This is a genomic window from Serratia sp. CY83965 (assembly GCF_052166375.1).
In the GTDB taxonomy this organism is placed as follows: domain Bacteria; phylum Pseudomonadota; class Gammaproteobacteria; order Enterobacterales; family Enterobacteriaceae; genus Serratia; species Serratia marcescens.
In genome coordinates, this window is record NZ_JBJNOV010000001.1 from 1203239 (window position 1) to 1220076 (window position 16838).

22 protein-coding genes are annotated in these 16838 nt (G+C 52.7%); 7 read left to right on the forward strand and 15 right to left on the reverse strand.

Annotation, left to right across the window (positions count from 1 at the left end; genetic code table 11):
* Nucleotides 1-6 precede the first annotated feature (6 nt).
* Nucleotides 7-633 carry a high frequency lysogenization protein HflD gene (gene hflD / locus ACJ8PL_RS06025; RefSeq protein ID WP_016928068.1) on the reverse strand — a complete coding sequence of 209 codons (627 nt, stop codon included), beginning with the start codon at nucleotides 631-633 and terminating at the stop codon, nucleotides 7-9.
* 330 nt (nucleotides 634-963) lie between these two features.
* Here hflD and kup point away from each other — a divergent pair, with 330 nt between their 5' ends.
* Nucleotides 964-2832, forward strand: a complete 1869-nt coding sequence (kup, locus tag ACJ8PL_RS06030; protein ID WP_016928067.1) for a low affinity potassium transporter Kup — start codon at nucleotides 964-966, stop codon at nucleotides 2830-2832.
* 50 nt (nucleotides 2833-2882) lie between these two features.
* Here the strand turns inward: kup and mnmA are convergent, their stop codons facing one another.
* From mnmA to rluE, 4 genes are all read right to left on the reverse strand, one after another.
* Nucleotides 2883-3983: a tRNA 2-thiouridine(34) synthase MnmA gene (gene mnmA, locus ACJ8PL_RS06035; RefSeq protein ID WP_442530919.1), complete on the reverse strand. Its 1101-nt coding sequence runs from the start codon at nucleotides 3981-3983 to the stop codon at nucleotides 2883-2885.
* Nucleotides 3984-4089: 106 nt separating this feature from the next.
* Complete coding sequence (locus ACJ8PL_RS06040; protein WP_015377609.1) at nucleotides 4090-4536, reverse strand: NUDIX hydrolase; 447 nt, start codon at nucleotides 4534-4536, stop codon at nucleotides 4090-4092.
* 9 nt (nucleotides 4537-4545) lie between these two features.
* The gene (locus ACJ8PL_RS06045) at nucleotides 4546-4884 is read right to left on the reverse strand and encodes a lysozyme inhibitor LprI family protein (RefSeq protein ID WP_033640599.1); all 339 of its coding nucleotides are present in this window, start codon (nucleotides 4882-4884) and stop codon (nucleotides 4546-4548) included.
* 22 nt (nucleotides 4885-4906) lie between these two features.
* Complete coding sequence (rluE, locus tag ACJ8PL_RS06050; RefSeq protein WP_016928064.1) at nucleotides 4907-5533, reverse strand: 23S rRNA pseudouridine(2457) synthase RluE; 627 nt, start codon at nucleotides 5531-5533, stop codon at nucleotides 4907-4909.
* A gap of 131 nt (nucleotides 5534-5664) precedes the next feature.
* Here rluE and icd point away from each other — a divergent pair, with 131 nt between their 5' ends.
* The 4 genes from icd (at nucleotide 5665) to ACJ8PL_RS06070 (ending at nucleotide 9527) form a co-directional block, all read left to right on the forward strand.
* A complete protein-coding gene (gene icd, locus ACJ8PL_RS06055) occupies nucleotides 5665-6918 on the forward strand; it encodes an NADP-dependent isocitrate dehydrogenase (RefSeq protein ID WP_015377612.1) in 1254 nt (417 codons plus the stop codon).
* A gap of 401 nt (nucleotides 6919-7319) precedes the next feature.
* On the forward strand, nucleotides 7320-8165 hold the full coding sequence (locus tag ACJ8PL_RS06060; RefSeq protein WP_442530920.1) for an HNH endonuclease: 846 nt from the start codon (nucleotides 7320-7322) through the stop codon (nucleotides 8163-8165).
* Entirely contained in the window at nucleotides 8146-8499 is a 354-nt protein-coding gene (locus tag ACJ8PL_RS06065) for a nucleotide pyrophosphohydrolase (protein WP_060440155.1), read from the forward strand. The genes ACJ8PL_RS06060 and ACJ8PL_RS06065 overlap by 20 nt, the downstream gene beginning before the upstream one ends.
* A gap of 194 nt (nucleotides 8500-8693) precedes the next feature.
* A complete protein-coding gene (locus ACJ8PL_RS06070) occupies nucleotides 8694-9527 on the forward strand; it encodes an HNH endonuclease (protein ID WP_442530921.1) in 834 nt (277 codons plus the stop codon).
* A 55-nt stretch (nucleotides 9528-9582) separates the two neighbouring features.
* Here the strand turns inward: ACJ8PL_RS06070 and ACJ8PL_RS06075 are convergent, their stop codons facing one another.
* From ACJ8PL_RS06075 to ACJ8PL_RS06120, 10 genes are all read right to left on the reverse strand, one after another.
* On the reverse strand, nucleotides 9583-10710 hold the full coding sequence (locus ACJ8PL_RS06075; protein WP_442530922.1) for a site-specific integrase: 1128 nt from the start codon (nucleotides 10708-10710) through the stop codon (nucleotides 9583-9585).
* Nucleotides 10691-10936: an excisionase gene (locus ACJ8PL_RS06080; RefSeq protein ID WP_017892513.1), complete on the reverse strand. Its 246-nt coding sequence runs from the start codon at nucleotides 10934-10936 to the stop codon at nucleotides 10691-10693. Before ACJ8PL_RS06080 ends, ACJ8PL_RS06075 begins: the two co-directional genes overlap by 20 nt.
* Before the next feature lie 36 nt (nucleotides 10937-10972).
* Nucleotides 10973-11338, reverse strand: coding sequence for a hypothetical protein (locus ACJ8PL_RS06085; RefSeq protein WP_442530923.1), 366 nt, complete (start codon nucleotides 11336-11338; stop codon nucleotides 10973-10975).
* Nucleotides 11325-12194, reverse strand: a complete 870-nt coding sequence (locus tag ACJ8PL_RS06090; RefSeq protein WP_442530924.1) for a DNA cytosine methyltransferase — start codon at nucleotides 12192-12194, stop codon at nucleotides 11325-11327. The genes ACJ8PL_RS06085 and ACJ8PL_RS06090 overlap by 14 nt, the downstream gene beginning before the upstream one ends.
* The gene (locus ACJ8PL_RS06095; RefSeq protein ID WP_442530925.1) at nucleotides 12191-13012 is read right to left on the reverse strand and encodes a ParB/RepB/Spo0J family partition protein; all 822 of its coding nucleotides are present in this window, start codon (nucleotides 13010-13012) and stop codon (nucleotides 12191-12193) included. Before ACJ8PL_RS06095 ends, ACJ8PL_RS06090 begins: the two co-directional genes overlap by 4 nt.
* A 3-nt stretch (nucleotides 13013-13015) precedes the next feature.
* Nucleotides 13016-13159 carry a hypothetical protein gene (locus ACJ8PL_RS06100; protein WP_154582428.1) on the reverse strand — a complete coding sequence of 48 codons (144 nt, stop codon included), beginning with the start codon at nucleotides 13157-13159 and terminating at the stop codon, nucleotides 13016-13018.
* Nucleotides 13160-14070: 911 nt separating this feature from the next.
* The gene (locus tag ACJ8PL_RS06105; protein WP_442530927.1) at nucleotides 14071-14226 is read right to left on the reverse strand and encodes a hypothetical protein; all 156 of its coding nucleotides are present in this window, start codon (nucleotides 14224-14226) and stop codon (nucleotides 14071-14073) included.
* 477 nt (nucleotides 14227-14703) lie between these two features.
* Nucleotides 14704-15045, reverse strand: coding sequence for a hypothetical protein (locus ACJ8PL_RS06110; RefSeq protein ID WP_442530928.1), 342 nt, complete (start codon nucleotides 15043-15045; stop codon nucleotides 14704-14706).
* Complete coding sequence (locus tag ACJ8PL_RS06115; RefSeq protein ID WP_442530929.1) at nucleotides 15045-15491, reverse strand: hypothetical protein; 447 nt, start codon at nucleotides 15489-15491, stop codon at nucleotides 15045-15047. Before ACJ8PL_RS06115 ends, ACJ8PL_RS06110 begins: the two co-directional genes overlap by 1 nt.
* A 22-nt stretch (nucleotides 15492-15513) precedes the next feature.
* Nucleotides 15514-16152 (reverse strand): S24 family peptidase, encoded by a 639-nt coding sequence (locus ACJ8PL_RS06120; protein WP_442530931.1) that lies wholly within the window; start codon nucleotides 16150-16152, stop codon nucleotides 15514-15516.
* 97 nt (nucleotides 16153-16249) lie between these two features.
* On the opposite strand from ACJ8PL_RS06120, the gene ACJ8PL_RS06125 reads away from it, so the two are divergent.
* Nucleotides 16250-16477, forward strand: coding sequence for a transcriptional regulator (locus ACJ8PL_RS06125; protein WP_442530932.1), 228 nt, complete (start codon nucleotides 16250-16252; stop codon nucleotides 16475-16477).
* Nucleotides 16478-16493: 16 nt separating this feature from the next.
* Nucleotides 16494-16808 carry a hypothetical protein gene (locus ACJ8PL_RS06130; protein WP_442530933.1) on the forward strand — a complete coding sequence of 105 codons (315 nt, stop codon included), beginning with the start codon at nucleotides 16494-16496 and terminating at the stop codon, nucleotides 16806-16808.
* Nucleotides 16809-16838 lie beyond the last annotated feature (30 nt).

Sequence of the window (16838 nt, forward strand, 5' to 3'; positions counted from 1 at the left end):
GATCGATTAACAATGAGCAACGATATTTTGCGCCTGCTTGAACAGACGATTACGGGAAAACATTAACTGCAGGCGGCTGCCGCCGACCTGTTGCCACAGCACGGCGGCGCGAATGCCGGCCAGCAGCGTGGCGCGCACCTTGGCCTGCACCTGCGGATTCTGCAAGATCGCCGGCGAGCCGGTCACCTGAATGCGCGGCCCGAGCGGGCTGACCACGTCGACGTAAATGCCGGCCAGCGCGCTGATGATGGTGTCTGACTCAAGATCGAAGTGCGCCAACTGGCGCTCAAGCTGGCCGAGGCGTTCGCCGAGCGTGTTCATCGCCTGTTTGTTGGCGTTGAGCTTGCGCTCCAGCACCATCAGGCTGATGGTGTAGCGGGTCAGTTCCGCGCCCGGCCCTTTGTTGTTGGCATTCAGCACGCCCATCAGGGTTTCGAGGCCGACCATCAAATTGCGTTCTTCGCCGCCGAACACCGCCAGCGTGGAGGGCGGATCCATTTGCAGCAGGCTTTTCAGCGAGGTCTGAAACGCTTCGCGGTCGCATTGCCCTTCATGGGCCAACTGCTGAACCAAACGCGCCGACTGGCTGATGCCCGCCATGGCCAGCGTGATGTCATAATAATTCTTCGCCACGATGACTCCTGTAAACGCGGTGAACGGTACATGGCTTACTGCATAAGGTTGTGTGTATCGCAGGGGCAACGGCGGCGGCCGCGAACGGTAACGCTCGGCGTGGCTGTAACAACGATGACAACGAATGCCGCGGATCATGCCACAAAATCGAGGGTAAACCCAGCGTCTAATACGTCTGTGACGAGGCGGAGGCGCCGTGCGGCGCAGAACTGCGCAATAAGGCGGCGAAAATCGCCGGCGCGGCGGCGCGAACTTATTGTTGCGGCGGCAAATAAAGTGCGGCGGCTGCATCTATACTGCCAACGTGAACCCTTAAATAAAGACCTTTATATGCACGTAAAAAACAAGCAGCCGCTGCCGGCGGTGACGCTGGCGGCCATCGGCGTGGTGTACGGCGATATCGGCACCAGCCCGCTGTATACCCTGCGCGAATGCCTGACGGCGGAGGAGGGCATCACCCTGACGCCGGCCTCGATTTACGGCTTTTTGTCGCTGATTTTCTGGCTGCTGACGCTGGTGGTGTCCATTAAATACATTTGTTTTGTGATGCGCGCCGACAACGACGGCGAGGGAGGCATTCTGACGCTGATGTCGCTGGCGATCCGCAAGCTGGATGCGCGCTGGGTGCCGGCGGCGGTGCTGATCGGGCTGGTGGGCGGCAGCTTCTTTTACGGCGACGGGGTGATCACCCCGGCCATTTCGGTGCTCTCGGCCATCGAGGGGCTGCAGATTATCGCCCCCGAGCTGGACAGCTTTATCGTGCCGCTGTCGCTGCTGGTGCTGACCGCGTTGTTCGCGATCCAAAAACGCGGCACCGGCAGCGTCGGCAAACTGTTTGCCCCGGCGATGGTTATCTGGTTCCTGACGCTGGCGCTGCTGGGCATCGGCGGCATTCTGCATCACCCCGGCGTGCTGCGGGCGCTGAACCCTTACTGGGCGGTGAATTTCTTCCTCGAATACAAGGCGGTGTCATTCTTTGCGCTGGGCATGGTGGTGCTGTCGGTCACCGGCGCAGAAGCGTTGTACGCCGATATGGGCCACTTCGGTAAAAAGCCGATCCGTCTGGCGTGGTTTACGCTGGTGGCGCCGGCGCTGGTGTTGAACTACTTCGGCCAGGGGGCGCTGCTGCTGGCCAATCCGGCGGCGATCAACAACCCGTTCTTCCTGCTGGCGCCGACCTGGGCGCTGATCCCGCTGCTGGTGATCGCCACGCTGGCGACGGTGATCGCCTCGCAGGCGGTGATCTCCGGCGTGTTCTCGCTGACGCGGCAGGCGGTGCGGCTGGGCTACCTGCCGCCGATGCGCATCATCTATACCTCCGATCAGGAGTCCGGGCAGATCTACATTCCGGTGGTGAACTGGCTGCTGTTCGCGGCGGTGCTGATCGTGATTATCAGTTTCAAACACTCCAGCAACCTGGCGTCGGCTTACGGCATCGTGGTGACCGGCACCATGCTGCTGTCGTCGATTTTGCTGAGCATCGTGGCGGTGAAAAACTGGGGCTGGCCGCGCGCGCTGGGCGGGTTGATGCTGCTGGTCATGCTGTGCATCGACGTGCCGCTGTTCGGCGCCAACCTGATCAAGCTGGCGACCGGCGGCTGGCTGCCGGTGGCGCTTGGGCTGACGATTCTGCTGATCATGCTGACCTGGAAGACCGAGCGTTCGCGCCTGATCCGCCGGTTGCGCGACAACCAGGAAGGGCTGAGCGCGCTGATCGAATCGCTGGAGAAGGCGCCGCCGAAGCGGGTGCCGGGCACCGCGGTGTTTATGGAGCGCACGCCGCATGCGGTGCCGCTGGTGCTGTTGCATAACCTGAAGCACAACAAGGTGCTGCACGAGCGCGTGGTGCTGCTGACCATCGTCACCACCGACATGCCGTACGTGCACAATGTGCAGCGGGTGGCGATCGAACAGCTGTCGGCGAGCTTTTGGCGGGTGGTGGCGAGCTACGGCTGGCGCGAGACGCCCAACGTGACGGATATCCTTTATCGCTGCGGGCTGGAGGGGATGAGCTTCACCATGAACGAGACCTCGTTCTTCATGTCGCGCGATACGCTGGTGCTGGGCAAGCGGCCCTGGTATCTGCGCGTGCGCGGCAAGGTGTTCCAGCTATTGCAGCGCAACGCGCTGCGGGCGCCAGATCTGTTCGAAATCCCGCCGAATCGGGTGATCGAGCTGGGCGCGCAGGTGGAATTTTGAATAAAAAAACGCTGCGGTAAACGCAGCGTTTTTCTTGGGCGGCAGGCGAATTACGCCAGGCGCTGTTCGATGATGCCGCCGCCGAGGCAGATTTCGCCCTGGTAGAACACCGCCGACTGACCGGGGGTGACGGCGGAGACCGGCTCGTCGAAACGCACTTCGATGCGTTCGTCGTCGAGCGGGGTCACGGTGCAAGGGATGTCCTGCTGGCGATAGCGGGTCTTCACCGTACAGCGGAACGGGCCGGTCAGCGGCAAACGATCCACCCAGTGCAGCTGCTGCGCGATCAGGCCGACGGACATCAGACGCGGGTGATCGTGCCCCTGCGCAACCACCAGCACGTTGTTGGCCACGTCTTTATCCACCACGTACCACGGATCTTCGCTGCTGTTTTTCAGGCCGCCGATGCCCAGCCCTTTGCGCTGGCCCAGGGTGTGATACATCAGACCCTGGTGTTCGCCGACGGTCTGGCCGTCGACGCTGACGATCGGGCCCGGCTGCGCCGGCAGGTAGCGGCCGAGGAAGTCGCGGAACTTGCGTTCGCCGATGAAGCAGATGCCGGTGGAGTCTTTCTTCTTGGCGGTGACCAGCTCCAGTTGCTCGGCGATGCGGCGCACCTCCGGCTTCTCCAGCTCCCCGACCGGGAACAGGCTCTGCGCCACCTGCTCGTGGCTCAGGGTGTAGAGGAAGTAGCTCTGATCTTTGTTGCCGTCGACGCCGCGCAGCAGGCGGCTTTTGCCGTCCACGTCCTGGCGGCGCACGTAGTGGCCGGTGGCGATGAAATCGGCCCCCAGATCTTCGGCGGCGAACTCCAGGAAGGCTTTGAATTTGATCTCTTTATTGCACAGGATGTCCGGGTTCGGCGTGCGGCCGGCCTTGTACTCTTCCAGGAACAGCTCAAACACGTTGTCCCAGTATTCCGCCGCAAAGTTCACCGTGTGCAGTTCGATGCCCAGCTTGTCGCAGACCGCTTGCGCGTCGGCCAGATCGGTCGCGGCGGAGCAGTACTCTTCGTCGTCGTCTTCTTCCCAGTTTTTCATGAACAGCCCAGCGACCTGATAGCCCTGTTGCTGTAACAGATAGGCGGTAACGGAAGAGTCGACGCCGCCGGACATACCGACGATTACTTTTTTCTGGCTGTTGTCTGACATGGGGATCTCACGAACTTGAACACGAACCGTGCTGATAAAAACAAGCGCAGGATTTTACCACGTTGCCCGCGCCGGCGCACTGTTCATCTTGTGCTGCCCGGCGTCCTCAATGTGGCCAGGCGAAGCTGCCGACTAGCGACAGCGGGTAACGCTCCGGCTGCTGATAACTGCGAATGCTCTCGGCCACCAGCGCGGAACGCAGGTTGGGCGCCTGCAAAATCTCGTCGGCGCTCAACCACAGGCAGCGATCGATGTCGCTATCGTGCGGCTCGGTCGGCAGCGGCTGTTCCAGCTCGATGACGAAGCAGAAACGCAGGAACGGCGTGCGATCCGGCGCGATCCACTGGTGCAGGCGCAGGAACGCCTGCGGCGTGGCGCGGATGCCGGTCTCTTCCCACAGCTCGCGCTCGGCGGCCTGCACCAGCGTCTCGTCGGCCTCCAGGTGGCCGGCCGGCTGATTCCACAGCGCTTTGCCGTTGATGGTCTCTTCGACGACCAAAAATTTGCCGGCGGCGTGCACCACGCAGGCTACGGTGACGTGCGGTTTGAACATGCGGTCTCCTTACAGCGGTTTGTCGATGCGCCGGTAGATGTCGTCCAGCTCGGCGATGCGGGTGCGGTAACTTTGCAGCAGGCAGGCGGTGTCGCCGCCGCACCGCTGGCGTTTGGCCAGCCAGGCCTGCTGGCTGTCCTGCATCGCGCCGCGCGCGCCCATGGCGAACAGGCCGCGCAGGAATTGGTACTTGGTGGCCATTTGCACGTCCAGATCGTTCAGCGTGCGGTTGGCGCAGATGGTGCGTTCATCGCTGCCTGCCGCCTTGGCACAGTCGAAGCTGGCGGCCGGGGCGGCGAACGGGGCCGCCAGAGCGGCGAGCAGCAGCGCGATCGGAGTAGATTTCATGGCGCCTCCATCAGTTATCGGTCTACAGGGAATCGATGGTTTTCCATTCACCGGGCTGCAGTGAACCCAGCGAAAGATTACCCATACTGTAGCGAATCAGGCGCAGGGTAGGGAACCCGATATGCGCCGTCATGCGACGCACCTGGCGGTTTCGCCCTTCATACAGGGTGATTTTCAGCCAACTGGTGGGGATGGATTTACGCTCGCGGATCGGCGGGTTGCGCGGCCACAGCCACTGCGGCTCGGCCACCAACTCAACACCGGCGGGCAGCGTCGGGCCGTCTTTCAGCGTGACGCCGCTGCGCAGCGGCGCCAGATCGCTCTCCTGCGGCGCGCCCTCGACCTGCACATAATAGATTTTGCCGGTGCGCTTGCCCGGCTGGGTGAGCTGCGCCTGCAGCTGGCCGTCATTGGTCAGCACCAGCAGCCCCTCGCTGTCGCGATCCAGGCGCCCGGCGGCGTAAACGTCGGGGAAGGGGATGTATTCTTTCAGCGTGGCGCGGCCGGCTTCGTCGGTGAACTGCGGCAGCACGTCGAAGGGCTTGTTGAATAACACAATGCGGCGCGGCCCCTTCGGCGCGGCGGGTTTGGCGGCATTCGGCTTGCTGAATCGTTTAACGTTGTGATTTCTAACAGAGAATTTTTTCATAACGGTTGAGATTACGGATGATAAGCGCATTATAACCGAATCCGTTTCGGATTGGCGCGGACCGAATATTCAAGTAGTATCTACACGCATCTTACAAAGCATTAACAAAATTGCGCTTGAAGGAGAGGTTGATGGAAAGCAAAGTAGTTGTTCCGGCAGAAGGTAAAAAAATCACGGTTGACGCCCAGGGTAAACTGGTTGTTCCTCATAACCCGATCATCCCGTTCATCGAAGGCGACGGCATCGGCGTTGACGTGACTCCTGCCATGATCCACGTGGTTGATGCGGCCGTTAAAAAGGCTTACCACGGCGAACGTAAAATCTCCTGGATGGAAATCTACACCGGCGAAAAATCTACCCACGTTTACGGTAAAGACGTGTGGCTGCCGGACGAAACTCTGGACCTGATCCGCGACTACCGCGTCGCCATCAAAGGCCCCCTGACCACCCCGGTCGGCGGCGGCATCCGTTCTCTGAACGTGGCCCTGCGCCAGCAGCTGGACCTGTACGTGTGCCTGCGCCCGGTGCGTTACTACCAGGGCACCCCAAGCCCGGTGAAACAGCCTGAGCTGACCGACATGGTGATCTTCCGCGAAAACGCCGAAGACATCTACGCCGGCATCGAGTGGAAAGCCGGCTCCGCCGAAGCGGACAAAGTGATCAAATTCCTGCGCGACGAAATGGGCGTGAAGAAAATCCGCTTCCCAGAGCAGTGCGGTATCGGCGTGAAGCCATGCTCCGAAGAAGGGACCAAGCGTCTGGTGCGCGCGGCGATCGAATACGCCATCACCAACGACCGCGACTCCGTGACTCTGGTTCACAAAGGCAACATCATGAAGTTCACCGAAGGTGCCTTCAAGGATTGGGGCTATGAGCTGGCGCGCGAAGAGTTCGGCGGCGAGCTGATCGACGGCGGCCCATGGCTGAAGATCAAGAACCCGAACACCGGCAAAGAGATCGTGGTTAAAGACGTGATCGCCGACGCCTTCCTGCAGCAGATCCTGCTGCGCCCGGCGGAATACGACGTGATCGCCTGTATGAACCTGAACGGCGACTACATCTCCGACGCCCTGGCGGCCCAGGTAGGCGGCATCGGCATCGCACCGGGCGCCAACATCGGCTCCGACTGCGCGCTGTTCGAAGCGACTCACGGCACCGCGCCGAAGTACGCCGGCCAGGACAAAGTGAACCCAGGCTCCATCATCCTGTCCGCAGAGATGATGCTGCGCCACATGGGCTGGTTCGAAGCGGCTGACCTGATCGTTAAAGGCATGGAAGGCGCCATCGCCGCCAAGACCGTGACCTATGACTTCGAACGCCTGATGGAAGGCGCTAAACTGCTGAAATGTTCAGAGTTTGGCGACGCTATCGTTAAACACATGTAAGAATGTTTTAGCATTAAATGATAACGGGAACCTGATGGTTCCCGTTTTTTATTATTCCAATTGCAACGATTATCAAAACGTTATCAAAATAAGTTATCAAAACTCGGCCATTTAGGTATTTTTGAGTGGATCAATCTAAAGAGTGAGTTCAGTGCAAACCATAGGAATGGGGTAGTCCCGTTTCCAAATTACTTGTTTGCTTTAAACAAAATCAGTAACTGCACAAGTCAAATCTGACGAGCATTTTAGCTAGTAACGGGCGCTAACCTGCCGACCATGTAAAGTCTATCAGTCACAATTAGGTTCTTCATAACCGCAGCGTATTAGTGTTTATTCTTGTCGCACATGACGTTAAGATTAGAAAAATCGTTATATAATAGGGCTACAACGTGATTTGGGCTGTGTACATATCTGATAAACCGCATTCAAGAATTAACTTCCCCATTGGTATGAATCAAGGCATTTGGGGGGTTAAAGAGACGAAGAAAGCAACTGTTCAAGAGATAAGGAAAGATGATCTGATTGCCTTTGTTTACTCTATTTCTTGGCTAAAGGCTGAGGGAGCAGCTCCTCCAGGATTCTCGCGTGTGGGGAAAGATCAGCTACAAAATTTCCGAGGACTGGTGCAAAAAATCATAATTGGTCAAGTAACCGAGGGATTTTATACATCTTCCACTAAAGTTTGGCCTGATGATGAGATTTACCCGCATCGTTTTAAGTTCAAAATTGTTCAGGATTTCGGTGAAAATATTTATTTTGGTACAGAGTTCTTCAATGAAGCATTCGTTGAAGCGGTGCGCTATTCGGCTTGTACCCAAGGTTCTATTACCCTAGCCAGTTCGATAGATTTACTGGAAGATATTACATATAACGCCAATGATCAGGATGACGAAGAATCATCTGTTGTCGAACTTGGTTATGAAGGTAAACCTATTATGAGGTTACACCAGTCCCGGGAAAGAGATCCCAAAATTGTCAAACAGAAGAAAGATCTTATATTTAACGAGACCGGAAAACTTGAGTGCGAAATCTGTTCAATGAATTTTGAGGAAATATACGGTGAGTTGGGCCGAGGTTTTGCTGAGTGTCACCACAAAGAGCCCTTAAGTCTACGGGATAAAAACAAAGAAACGTCTATTCACGATCTTGCTATTGTCTGTGCAAATTGTCATCGGATGCTTCATAGGAAACGTCCATGGTTATCACTTGATGAATTGAAGGGAATTTATGAAAAACAAAAGTCTTGAAGATCTACAGAAGATACTTGCTGACTTTGCTAAGGCCAGAGACTGGGATAAATTCCATTCTCCAAAAAATCTATCGATAGCACTTTCTGTCGAAGCTAGCGAGTTAATAGAAATATTCCAATGGTTAACGGAGGAAGAGAGTAATAACCTCAGTTCGGAACAATTAATTCAGGTTGAGGAAGAGATGTCTGATGTCCTTTTATACCTTCTTCAGCTTTCGGGGAAATTGAATATTAATATTTTGGAGGCTGCTTATAGGAAACTTGAAGCGAACAATGATAAATATCCTGTTGAGGCTTGCTTTGGATCAGCAAAAAAGTACACAGAGCTTTAGCACGAAAAGGAGCCCTGAATGACAGCAGGGTCTATTCTACTCCAGATGTATATTACGAGATATCTCAAGCTTATGAAAAAATCAAGGCGGAGAATGCCAGTAAGTATAGATGTGAACATGATCTCTATAAAAATGTTGCATGTTCATATAGATGCGGAGTATTTTGTAGAAAACACTTATAAAAGATAAAACCAATGTATGTTCTTGATAGAAATGGAATTGAGCTGAATGCCGAGTGCTTAGTGGGCGAAGAGGATGGCGTTTATGGCCTGATCCTTGAGTCTTGGGGGCCTGCACATAGAAACAAAGATTATAATGTGGCACTCGATTATATCATTGAGCGGCTGATTTATTCTGGAATAGATAAGGTCACTGTGTATTTGGCCTCATTGCCAGCCAGAAGATTTATGCCATTTATAGCTGAAAGGAAAATACATCCTGATGAGTATTTTCCTCTAATTGGTAATTCCCCTTCCGATATTCGACAAAAAATGTGTAGGTATCAGGCCAATTTCAGTAGTACGGGTAAAAAAACTGCACCCTCTGGGAACAGGACCAAGCGAATAATGATAAGTGTTCCAGGTGTTAACTGTGCTGAGTTTTGGGGTTCTATTATATATGGAGACACATCAGCGTTCTTCGAACCGACTGATGATGATAGTGTTCTAAGTGAAAGGGTCAGCAGGTTAATAAAACTACCTTTGAAAGAACCCGAAGGATATAAAATACCTAGTACAGTGGAAAGGGTTAAGAGGGTTTATGTTAGAGATCCTGCTGTTAAAGCTTGGGTATTGCGGCATAGCAAGGGATACTGTGAGAGGTGTGGCGAATATGCACCTTTCTCAATTAATTCTGATAGTCCATATCTCGAAGTGCATCATGTGATACCGCTCTCATTATCTGGTGCGGATACCGTTAGCAACTGTGTTGCGCTATGCCCGAATTGTCATAGGGCGTTGCATTACAGTGAAAACTCTGAAGAGCTGATTGAGATGCTTTATATAAAAATTAAAAGATTGCAAAGATGATTAGTTAGTTCTGCTGGGATACTGATAGGTGATAGATCGAGGGTATCCCATCAGGCTAGCAATTCACTTTTATCCATTCCTTCCCTCTGTCATCGTGATAACGGTCAGTCTGAGACTGCGTTTTGTGTCCCAGAAGTATCTGTGTGTTTACTCCTTGGGACTTATATAGCCTTTCAGCCAGCGATCGTTGTTCATGAAATGTTGCTGGTGTGCCGACCCCCCAATCAATATCAGTTTTATCTCTGGCTTTGCTAAAGTTGGTTGTCAATGTATTGCCAAGCACTTTGGCACCACGTTTGGCCATTGATGTCGAACGGAAGTAATGTACAAGAAACTGACTGACAGCATAATCTCGACAACGCGAGATAACCTCACGTAAGCTCGTGTTCAAAGCATCGCAACGAAGGGAAAGAGGTAATGCCAATTTTGCACCAGTCTTCTCTTGCACAACATGTAAGTGATCATCCCAGATATCGCTGAATTTCATTGCTGAAATATCACCCAAACGCTGTCCTGTAACCACAGCCAACAGCATCGCATTGCCCATGTATCGATGCTGTTTATCAGCAATGTCGAAAATCTTCTGCCACTCCTCTAAACTCAAGCGTTGCCTGGTAATCTTCCTGCGTGGTTGCTTCGTGGCAAGCGCAGGATTGTAGCCATGAGGAACTTCACCGACATGTTGAGCCTCTTTAAACACATCGATCAGCACTGAGCGAACAACCTGGCCCATACGTGGCTGTCCGGCGCCTGTGTAATCGTCTAGCAACGAAGCGATATCTCTGGCATCAACCTCGGGCAAGGATTTCATTGCAAATTTTTGGCGTAGAAGGTCCACAGGCTTACGTTTTTGTTTAAACGTATTGGGCTTGATATCACCGGTGCTCAGGCGTTCCTCCTGTATTTTCCAATAGCGGTCGAGCCAGGTACTAACAGTTATATCTTTACCCTTAATTTGTGCCACTCGATCGCTAAGTGCCAGGATCTGCCGGCTACGTTGCTCCGCTAGTCGGCTATTGGCTTCTATCGCAATCTCACGAGCTTCCTGCTCATTGTCACCAAGAGCATGGTACTTCCCTGTAACCGGATGACGGTATCGCCAGTAGACCTTATTGGCCTTGCGGCTAAATAGGGGATACAGGTTAGGAATATCAACATTGTTCTTACGCGGTCGGGCTGCCATCGTTCAATATCCTTCGAAGCTTCGGATTATCGTTGTGCTTAATGACTGGAGTGGTGAGTGGGCCAACTAGCTCAGCATCTTCTCGCACGCGCCATAACTTGCCTTCTTTACGTGCGGGCGGGGCGAAGTGCCCCTCTTTAGCGCAACGCCGCAAGGTATTAAGAGAGGGCGGTTTGCTGCGGTATCGCTCCGCAGCCCATTCTTCAAGTGTCAACATCTGTAACATCAAATACCTCCACACATCACCCGCTGCATTCGGGTATTAATTCAATTGTGACATGTCACACACTGTTAATTTGGTTTCATGCCATCCGTAGGTTTGCCAACACTCAGAATCACCAAGGAAATAACAACCTGCTGGGTCACCTGGTAGTTTGTCTTTGCACTTACCGCAGCTCCGTTTATTACGTGCCGCCAGCTGCTTTTTTAACTCGGCGTTATCATTCCTGATCAGCATGGTAATGTATTCATCCAAGTCGTATGGCTCGCGTTGTGGCCGGCGAACTGCACAATTCTCTCGTAACATCTCAGCCTCTTGCTGATCTAGCTTGATTTCGACAGGGACAATGCCAGCCAGTCGCTGGCGCTCACGTTGGGCTGCTTTACGCTCCGCATTAGTCTTCGCCATTGATGATCTCCATGTATGCATTTATGAAGGTTTGCGCAGCTTCTGCATTGATGGCATTGCCGTAGGCGCGCAGTCGTCCCACTCTTGCGGTAACCCCATTAACCAACGGGAATGAGCCGGGTCTAACTGGCCGCCACTTTCCATCCCTGCAGAAAAGCCAGTCAGCATCTCGCCAGAAACCATTAGTCTGGCTTGGGTTCTGGCTCCGTAGGCAGGCCTTGCTGCCTTTTCCCCATCTAATGCCTTCGGCTCTGGCCATTCTGTCAACCACGCCACTCGTCCCAGCAATGAGTTCAGTGGAACATTCAGACATTCTTTTCCGTCCTTCCAGTCCCTCGTGGTAGGCGTTGGCCACCCAGTATGCGCGGTCACGGATGTGCGGAGAGCCGACGCCCGCAGACGGGAACGGGACAATCCCGATGGCGTAGTCCATTGCTTCCAGGTCAGCTTGTACAAGGTCGAACCAAGCATTTGCGTTGCCGCTTGCAACTTGCTCGCCAAGGACGTGCTCAGGGCGGCACTCGCTGATGAGCCAATGCAAATGTGGCCATAGGTGCCGCTCGTCATCAAACCCATCACCTTTGCCTGCCGGGCTGAAAGGCTGGCATGGGCAAGAACCTGTCCAGACGGGTTTATCGTCAGGCCATCCGGCGTTGCGCAAGGCATATGACCAGACTCCGATCCCGGCGAAGAAATGGCATTGGGTGTAGTTTCGTAGGTCATCAGGTTTCACATCCTCGATCGAGCGTTCATCAACATCACCTGGCGCGATATGGCCGGCGGCTATCAGGTTGCGCAGCCACTCTGCAGCGTATGGGTCGATTTCGTTGTAGTAGGCCACTGGGCGCTTTTTCATGTGGCCTCCCCGTTAAGCCGTCGATATTCGTTGAGGATGGAGTTAATTTCTTCTCGGGTTCCCTTGGCGAGAAGTAAAACATCACCTTCCTCGCGGGTCATTGGGGCGGCATCGTAAAGAAGTTCGCAGAGTCTGCGGGCTTTTTTGGCACTGAATTCACGACTGATAACGGATTTCGTGACTTTTTTCTTGCCCTGTTTACGGGCTTTCTCAACGTCATTCGTCAAAACCTTACCGGCTGACTCACCGTGAACCTTCACGCGCTCAAGAGCGGCATCAACGGCTACAGAGCCATCTTTCACCAGCGTTTGCACATCGTGGTTGGTCTGACTCAACGCCAACAGTTTATCGACCGTTGTACGGCTTTTGCCGACCAGTGTGGCAATCTCATCTGGTGATAGGTTGAAGCCTGAGAGCTCTTTTACCACCTGCGATTGCTCGTATGGGGTAAGCGCCAGCTGGCTATTGCTGTTCATGATGCGCGCTATGCGCTCCACATCGCTACCAGTGAACGGTAGGATGGCTATCCACTCAACGGGCTTTCCCGCGTCACGGCAACGTAAATATGCGCGGTGCCGACGGTGGCCCTCAACAATCCAAACGCCGCCTTCATCGCGTGGGCGAACCTCAAGCGGAGGAACAGGCTTGCCTGATGACAGGTGATTAAACAGGTCATCATCAGCGGCCTGTGTGCGCTCATCGTCTACGCGCTTGTTGAAGCCTTCCTGGACGTGAATATCATCCAGTTTGATGAACATCCCGGAGTCAGTCCGCTTGAGCGTTCCGTTGTTCTTCATCTGCTTGAATGAGTTCGCCATGCATTAACTCCAGACCGCGCCGGCAGTCAGCAGGCATAGGGTAAAAATGAGAAGGTAGAAGAGGTGTTTGCCGTGGTGACGTTTAGGGGCGAAATCGCCCCCGGTCAGGTCGTACTTGTGCTGAATGCGGGCGTTGAGGCTTACCATGTTGGCCTCCGCTGCTGAGTGTGCAGGCGGCGCTGCAGTGTTCTGATGTTCTGGCGGACGACGTACACCGGCGCGCAGGTGTCGGAGCAGACGAGGATTCTCACGGCCTTATATCTGCCGTCTTCATAGCGCTGAATGCTCACGGCCTGTTTTGCTACGTCGCGCGTCTGGCCGCAGTGCTCACAGCGTTGGGTAGTGGTTTGCATAACATGTCCTCTCAATGAAATTCACATGGATAAAGGCGCTGCCTGAGTTGATGCACGCGCTCGGTTTCCCTACGGTTCCAGCACACTGGAGCAGGGCAGCGCCTTTACTGATGTGAAAAAAAGAGCCCCGGCGAGCGGGGCAAAGGATGTGACAAGGGAACTGAGCAGGCTTGTGATTTCTCAGGCACCTGGTGGCGCATCGAACCGGGGCTTTATACTGTGTAGGTTAAAAGGTGAACCGGAACGATACGCCACCAGATAGGTGAGGTATTGGGCTGACCACTCATGAGGTAGGATCCTTCACCGCTTCCAGAATTTAAGGAATCGGGCGAGTGGTCAGCCTAATACGCCGGAATTAACCGGCGATGATAAAACCGATTGCTGACCAGCAGGCAGCGCATAAGACAAACACGCCAAGCCAGACGATTTGATTGAATGTCATGATTGCCTCAGTGCGCCCCGTAGGGCGCGGAGAGTGTTATTTTTCGTATCCGTTGCCGGTTTTAATAATGTTTTCAAAAACTGAAACCGTCATTTCTGGAGCGGGTATCCACTCCTGTTTCGTGCTTGAAAATCGCCAGACGTTTTTTCCATCAGTCTTGTATTCGAATTTTGTTGCCGCGTGGATCATATGCCGCATCTTGTAACCCTATGCTGTAGTGGTCTTGCCGAAGCCCTCGCTCGCAAGGGCAGCGGTAAAATCACTTAGCTGTTCAGCCACTCGTCATACGTTTTCAGCGGTTTTCCGGTCATGAATTCGTTGCCTTTACCGTCGTCAGCACAGGCAAGGTAAATTTGATATTCGCTGTCGTTGTCGCCGCGTGCTTTGGTCTGCCAATTCGCGTTTTTTTCGAGTTTCATCGTTTTACTCCTGAGTGGTCTTAATGAAGCGCCCCGAAGGACGCTTGATAAGTTCACTCTTTCCCTAAAGAACGTTACCGGTCGATCCCTCTCGGGGCCGGGGAGTGATTGCATCGCTCACCCCTGGGCGTCTTACCTGTGTGGCTGCCTGCCGGTGACGTTGTTGCTGTCGATGGAATGAGTTTAATAAATAATAAACTTAATCGTCAAGCAAACGCTAAACAAAAGGTCATGGTTAAGCGTTAACTAATTGAGTGTTTAGATAATTTAGTTTTTAAAAGTTATTTGAAGAGAATGACTGGACCGGGTTTCGTGTGTGTTGAGTGAAATTTGTACTGAGGTGTGTGGTGGAACCAGATTCAGAACCGGCATATGAGAGGCGTGTAAGATAGTGGATGATGTTGGTGTAGAGCGGCGGATAAATGGGAAGGGGGCCGAGCTGTAGGCACAAAAAACCCGGCGCGGTGGCCAGGTTAATTATGTGTGCAAAAATTTGATTAGAACCCCTGATGCTACGCCTATGATAGCAACCATCGAACCAATTATCGTAAGGACTTGTAGCCTTAGAGCGCTATGCAAATCAGCTTTGGCATTCGCAATCTCAGTTTTTACCGATGCAACGTCGCTTCCAGTCGCATAGTTTGATTTGATGACTGCAATATCAATAGCTAGCGTGGATAGCTTCTCTTCAAGCTTTTTCACTCGTTCGAGCATGTCATCACCTCCACCGTTGCCATCACCATGTTTAATAGTATGGGGTTGTTCTGGCTGGTTTTCAATTGTAGATAGATTGTGTGGGAACTTGAACACCTGGCCCATTAATCACCATCCTTATGCTCAGCAACGATAAGAGAGCAAGATTTTTTCTCAACCAGGTCTTTTTCCTTTCCATCAGATTTATATCTGAATAATTCTAGTTCGAATGTGTAAATACCAGGCTTTTCTAAAGCTACACCACGCATGTACATTGAGGAGATAAGTGCTGTTTGATTGGGGATAGGTGTGCCATACAAAGGAACATTCATAGAGCTCTCTTCGTTTTTATCCACCTTTAACACTGATTTCCCATCGTAGAATACATCTGCGGATGTCATATACATATGCTCATCTAAAAATAGCAATCCTGCAGTGATGTAAAAAGAATATAGTTTAGAAAAATCAATGCCATATAGAATTAGCGTTGGAGGCAGTATCCCCGACGCTGCAGATCCCTCTAGAATCAGGGTTGGGTATAAAAAGGCAATTTTTTCCTGCCGTGATTGCATATTAAATCCTTTATATCAAACGCTAACCGTGACGCTTAAACGCTTGCGACTGACTTAACAGCACCCTACCGATTACTTTCAGTTTGTGCTCGTTTTCTTCTGTGATCACCCAGTCTGAGTACTGTGAGTTGTCTGAATGAACCAGGAGGTGATCCGGCAACATCTGGAGTCTTTTTACGTGCAGATGGTTTTTGTACAGGAACACGTAGATACCATCACCGCTAAAGTAGTCTTTGCTCACATCAACAAAAATCGCATCACCTAACTCAATCGTGCCAGCCATGCTGTCACCATCAACGGTGATCATCTTTATTTGTGATGCTTGCTTCCCTCCGAACATCTGTACGGCGTGATCATCGGTGTACTCAATAGAACGTATTGTCTGGACCACTTCGTTATTGATCACTCCTGGCCCGGCACTTGCCTGAACATCAAGAACCTCAACTTTAAAATTTTGACTTTCCTGTTCGGCAACTCGTTCATCATCAGTACTGTCTAGAAATCCTGATGGCATTCCATAACTTTGCTCAAGGCGCCTTGCTGCCTTTTCACCAAATGAAGCCTTACCCGTCATAAGTTGTGACAGGTAGCTTTTTTCTTTGGCTGGAATCGTTTTCTCTGAAAACCAAGCCTTCAGGCGCTCACGCCGATTTTCTTTCATGTCCATGCGTCCATTTTGCGTAGCAATTACTAAACAAGCAAATGCTTGACGATTAGTTTAGTGTTTATTAAACTCAATTTAACTTATGAGGTGACCTATGCAATTAAAGCAATACATCGATGAATTAGAGCGTGGTGAAGCCAAGAAGCTTGCAAAAAGTCTTTTGGTTTCAAGTTCATACTTGTCTCAAATGGCCTCTGGTCGTTGTTCAATCTCTCCTGCTCGCTGCGTAGAAATTGAAGCCGCTACGGATGGCAAGGTTAGTCGGCGTGATCTTCGACCTGACGATTGGCAGAAGATTTGGCCTGAACTAACCGCCGCATAACTTAGGAAAATTGTAAATGGAATCAGTCGCAACAAGTCGCAATTCAGTACGCGTCAATTGCAAGCCTGAAGTGCTGGAAAGCTTTTTTCACAAGGAGGCCATTTTGCGCGGCAACAAGCCGCTGGCGATGGTGATGGGGATCCACCCTTCGGGATTGAGCCGAGACAAGGTTCGCATCGTGAAAATGGCGGCTCGGATGGTGTTGGAGCTTGGATTACCGGAAGGGTGCGTTACAGCTACAGGATGCGAGCAAAACGTAGTGCTGACCGGGGATGAGGCTAAAAAGTTGCTTTCGATGCTTGAGCACATCCGGGAGCCAAAGACGGAATAGGGGGCTTTATGGCCTGGGGCAAGAAGAAAG

Bases quoted from the DNA above. Each gene is read 5' to 3' on its own strand.
- ACJ8PL_RS06110 (WP_442530928.1), bottom strand. From the start codon at position 15,045: ATGGGCCAGGTGTTCAAGTTCCCACACAATCTATCTACAATTGAAAAC.
- ACJ8PL_RS06080 (WP_017892513.1), bottom strand. From the start codon at position 10,936: ATGTTACAGATGTTGACACTTGAAGAATGGGCTGCGGAGCGATACCGC.
- ACJ8PL_RS06120 (WP_442530931.1), bottom strand. From the start codon at position 16,152: ATGAAAGAAAATCGGCGTGAGCGCCTGAAGGCTTGGTTTTCAGAGAAA.
- ACJ8PL_RS06040 (WP_015377609.1), bottom strand. From the start codon at position 4,536: ATGTTCAAACCGCACGTCACCGTAGCCTGCGTGGTGCACGCCGCCGGC.
- ACJ8PL_RS06100 (WP_154582428.1), bottom strand. From the start codon at position 13,159: ATGGTAAGCCTCAACGCCCGCATTCAGCACAAGTACGACCTGACCGGG.
- ACJ8PL_RS06085 (WP_442530923.1), bottom strand. From the start codon at position 11,338: ATGGCGAAGACTAATGCGGAGCGTAAAGCAGCCCAACGTGAGCGCCAG.
- icd (WP_015377612.1), top strand. From the start codon at position 5,665: ATGGAAAGCAAAGTAGTTGTTCCGGCAGAAGGTAAAAAAATCACGGTT.
- ACJ8PL_RS06090 (WP_442530924.1), bottom strand. From the start codon at position 12,194: ATGAAAAAGCGCCCAGTGGCCTACTACAACGAAATCGACCCATACGCT.
- mnmA (WP_442530919.1), bottom strand. From the start codon at position 3,983: ATGTCAGACAACAGCCAGAAAAAAGTAATCGTCGGTATGTCCGGCGGC.
- kup (WP_016928067.1), top strand. From the start codon at position 964: ATGCACGTAAAAAACAAGCAGCCGCTGCCGGCGGTGACGCTGGCGGCC.
- ACJ8PL_RS06115 (WP_442530929.1), bottom strand. From the start codon at position 15,491: ATGCAATCACGGCAGGAAAAAATTGCCTTTTTATACCCAACCCTGATT.
- ACJ8PL_RS06045 (WP_033640599.1), bottom strand. From the start codon at position 4,884: ATGAAATCTACTCCGATCGCGCTGCTGCTCGCCGCTCTGGCGGCCCCG.
- ACJ8PL_RS06070 (WP_442530921.1), top strand. From the start codon at position 8,694: ATGTATGTTCTTGATAGAAATGGAATTGAGCTGAATGCCGAGTGCTTA.
- rluE (WP_016928064.1), bottom strand. From the start codon at position 5,533: ATGAAAAAATTCTCTGTTAGAAATCACAACGTTAAACGATTCAGCAAG.
- ACJ8PL_RS06095 (WP_442530925.1), bottom strand. From the start codon at position 13,012: ATGGCGAACTCATTCAAGCAGATGAAGAACAACGGAACGCTCAAGCGG.
- ACJ8PL_RS06075 (WP_442530922.1), bottom strand. From the start codon at position 10,710: ATGGCAGCCCGACCGCGTAAGAACAATGTTGATATTCCTAACCTGTAT.
- ACJ8PL_RS06065 (WP_060440155.1), top strand. From the start codon at position 8,146: ATGAAAAACAAAAGTCTTGAAGATCTACAGAAGATACTTGCTGACTTT.
- ACJ8PL_RS06130 (WP_442530933.1), top strand. From the start codon at position 16,494: ATGGAATCAGTCGCAACAAGTCGCAATTCAGTACGCGTCAATTGCAAG.
- ACJ8PL_RS06105 (WP_442530927.1), bottom strand. From the start codon at position 14,226: ATGAAACTCGAAAAAAACGCGAATTGGCAGACCAAAGCACGCGGCGAC.
- ACJ8PL_RS06125 (WP_442530932.1), top strand. From the start codon at position 16,250: ATGCAATTAAAGCAATACATCGATGAATTAGAGCGTGGTGAAGCCAAG.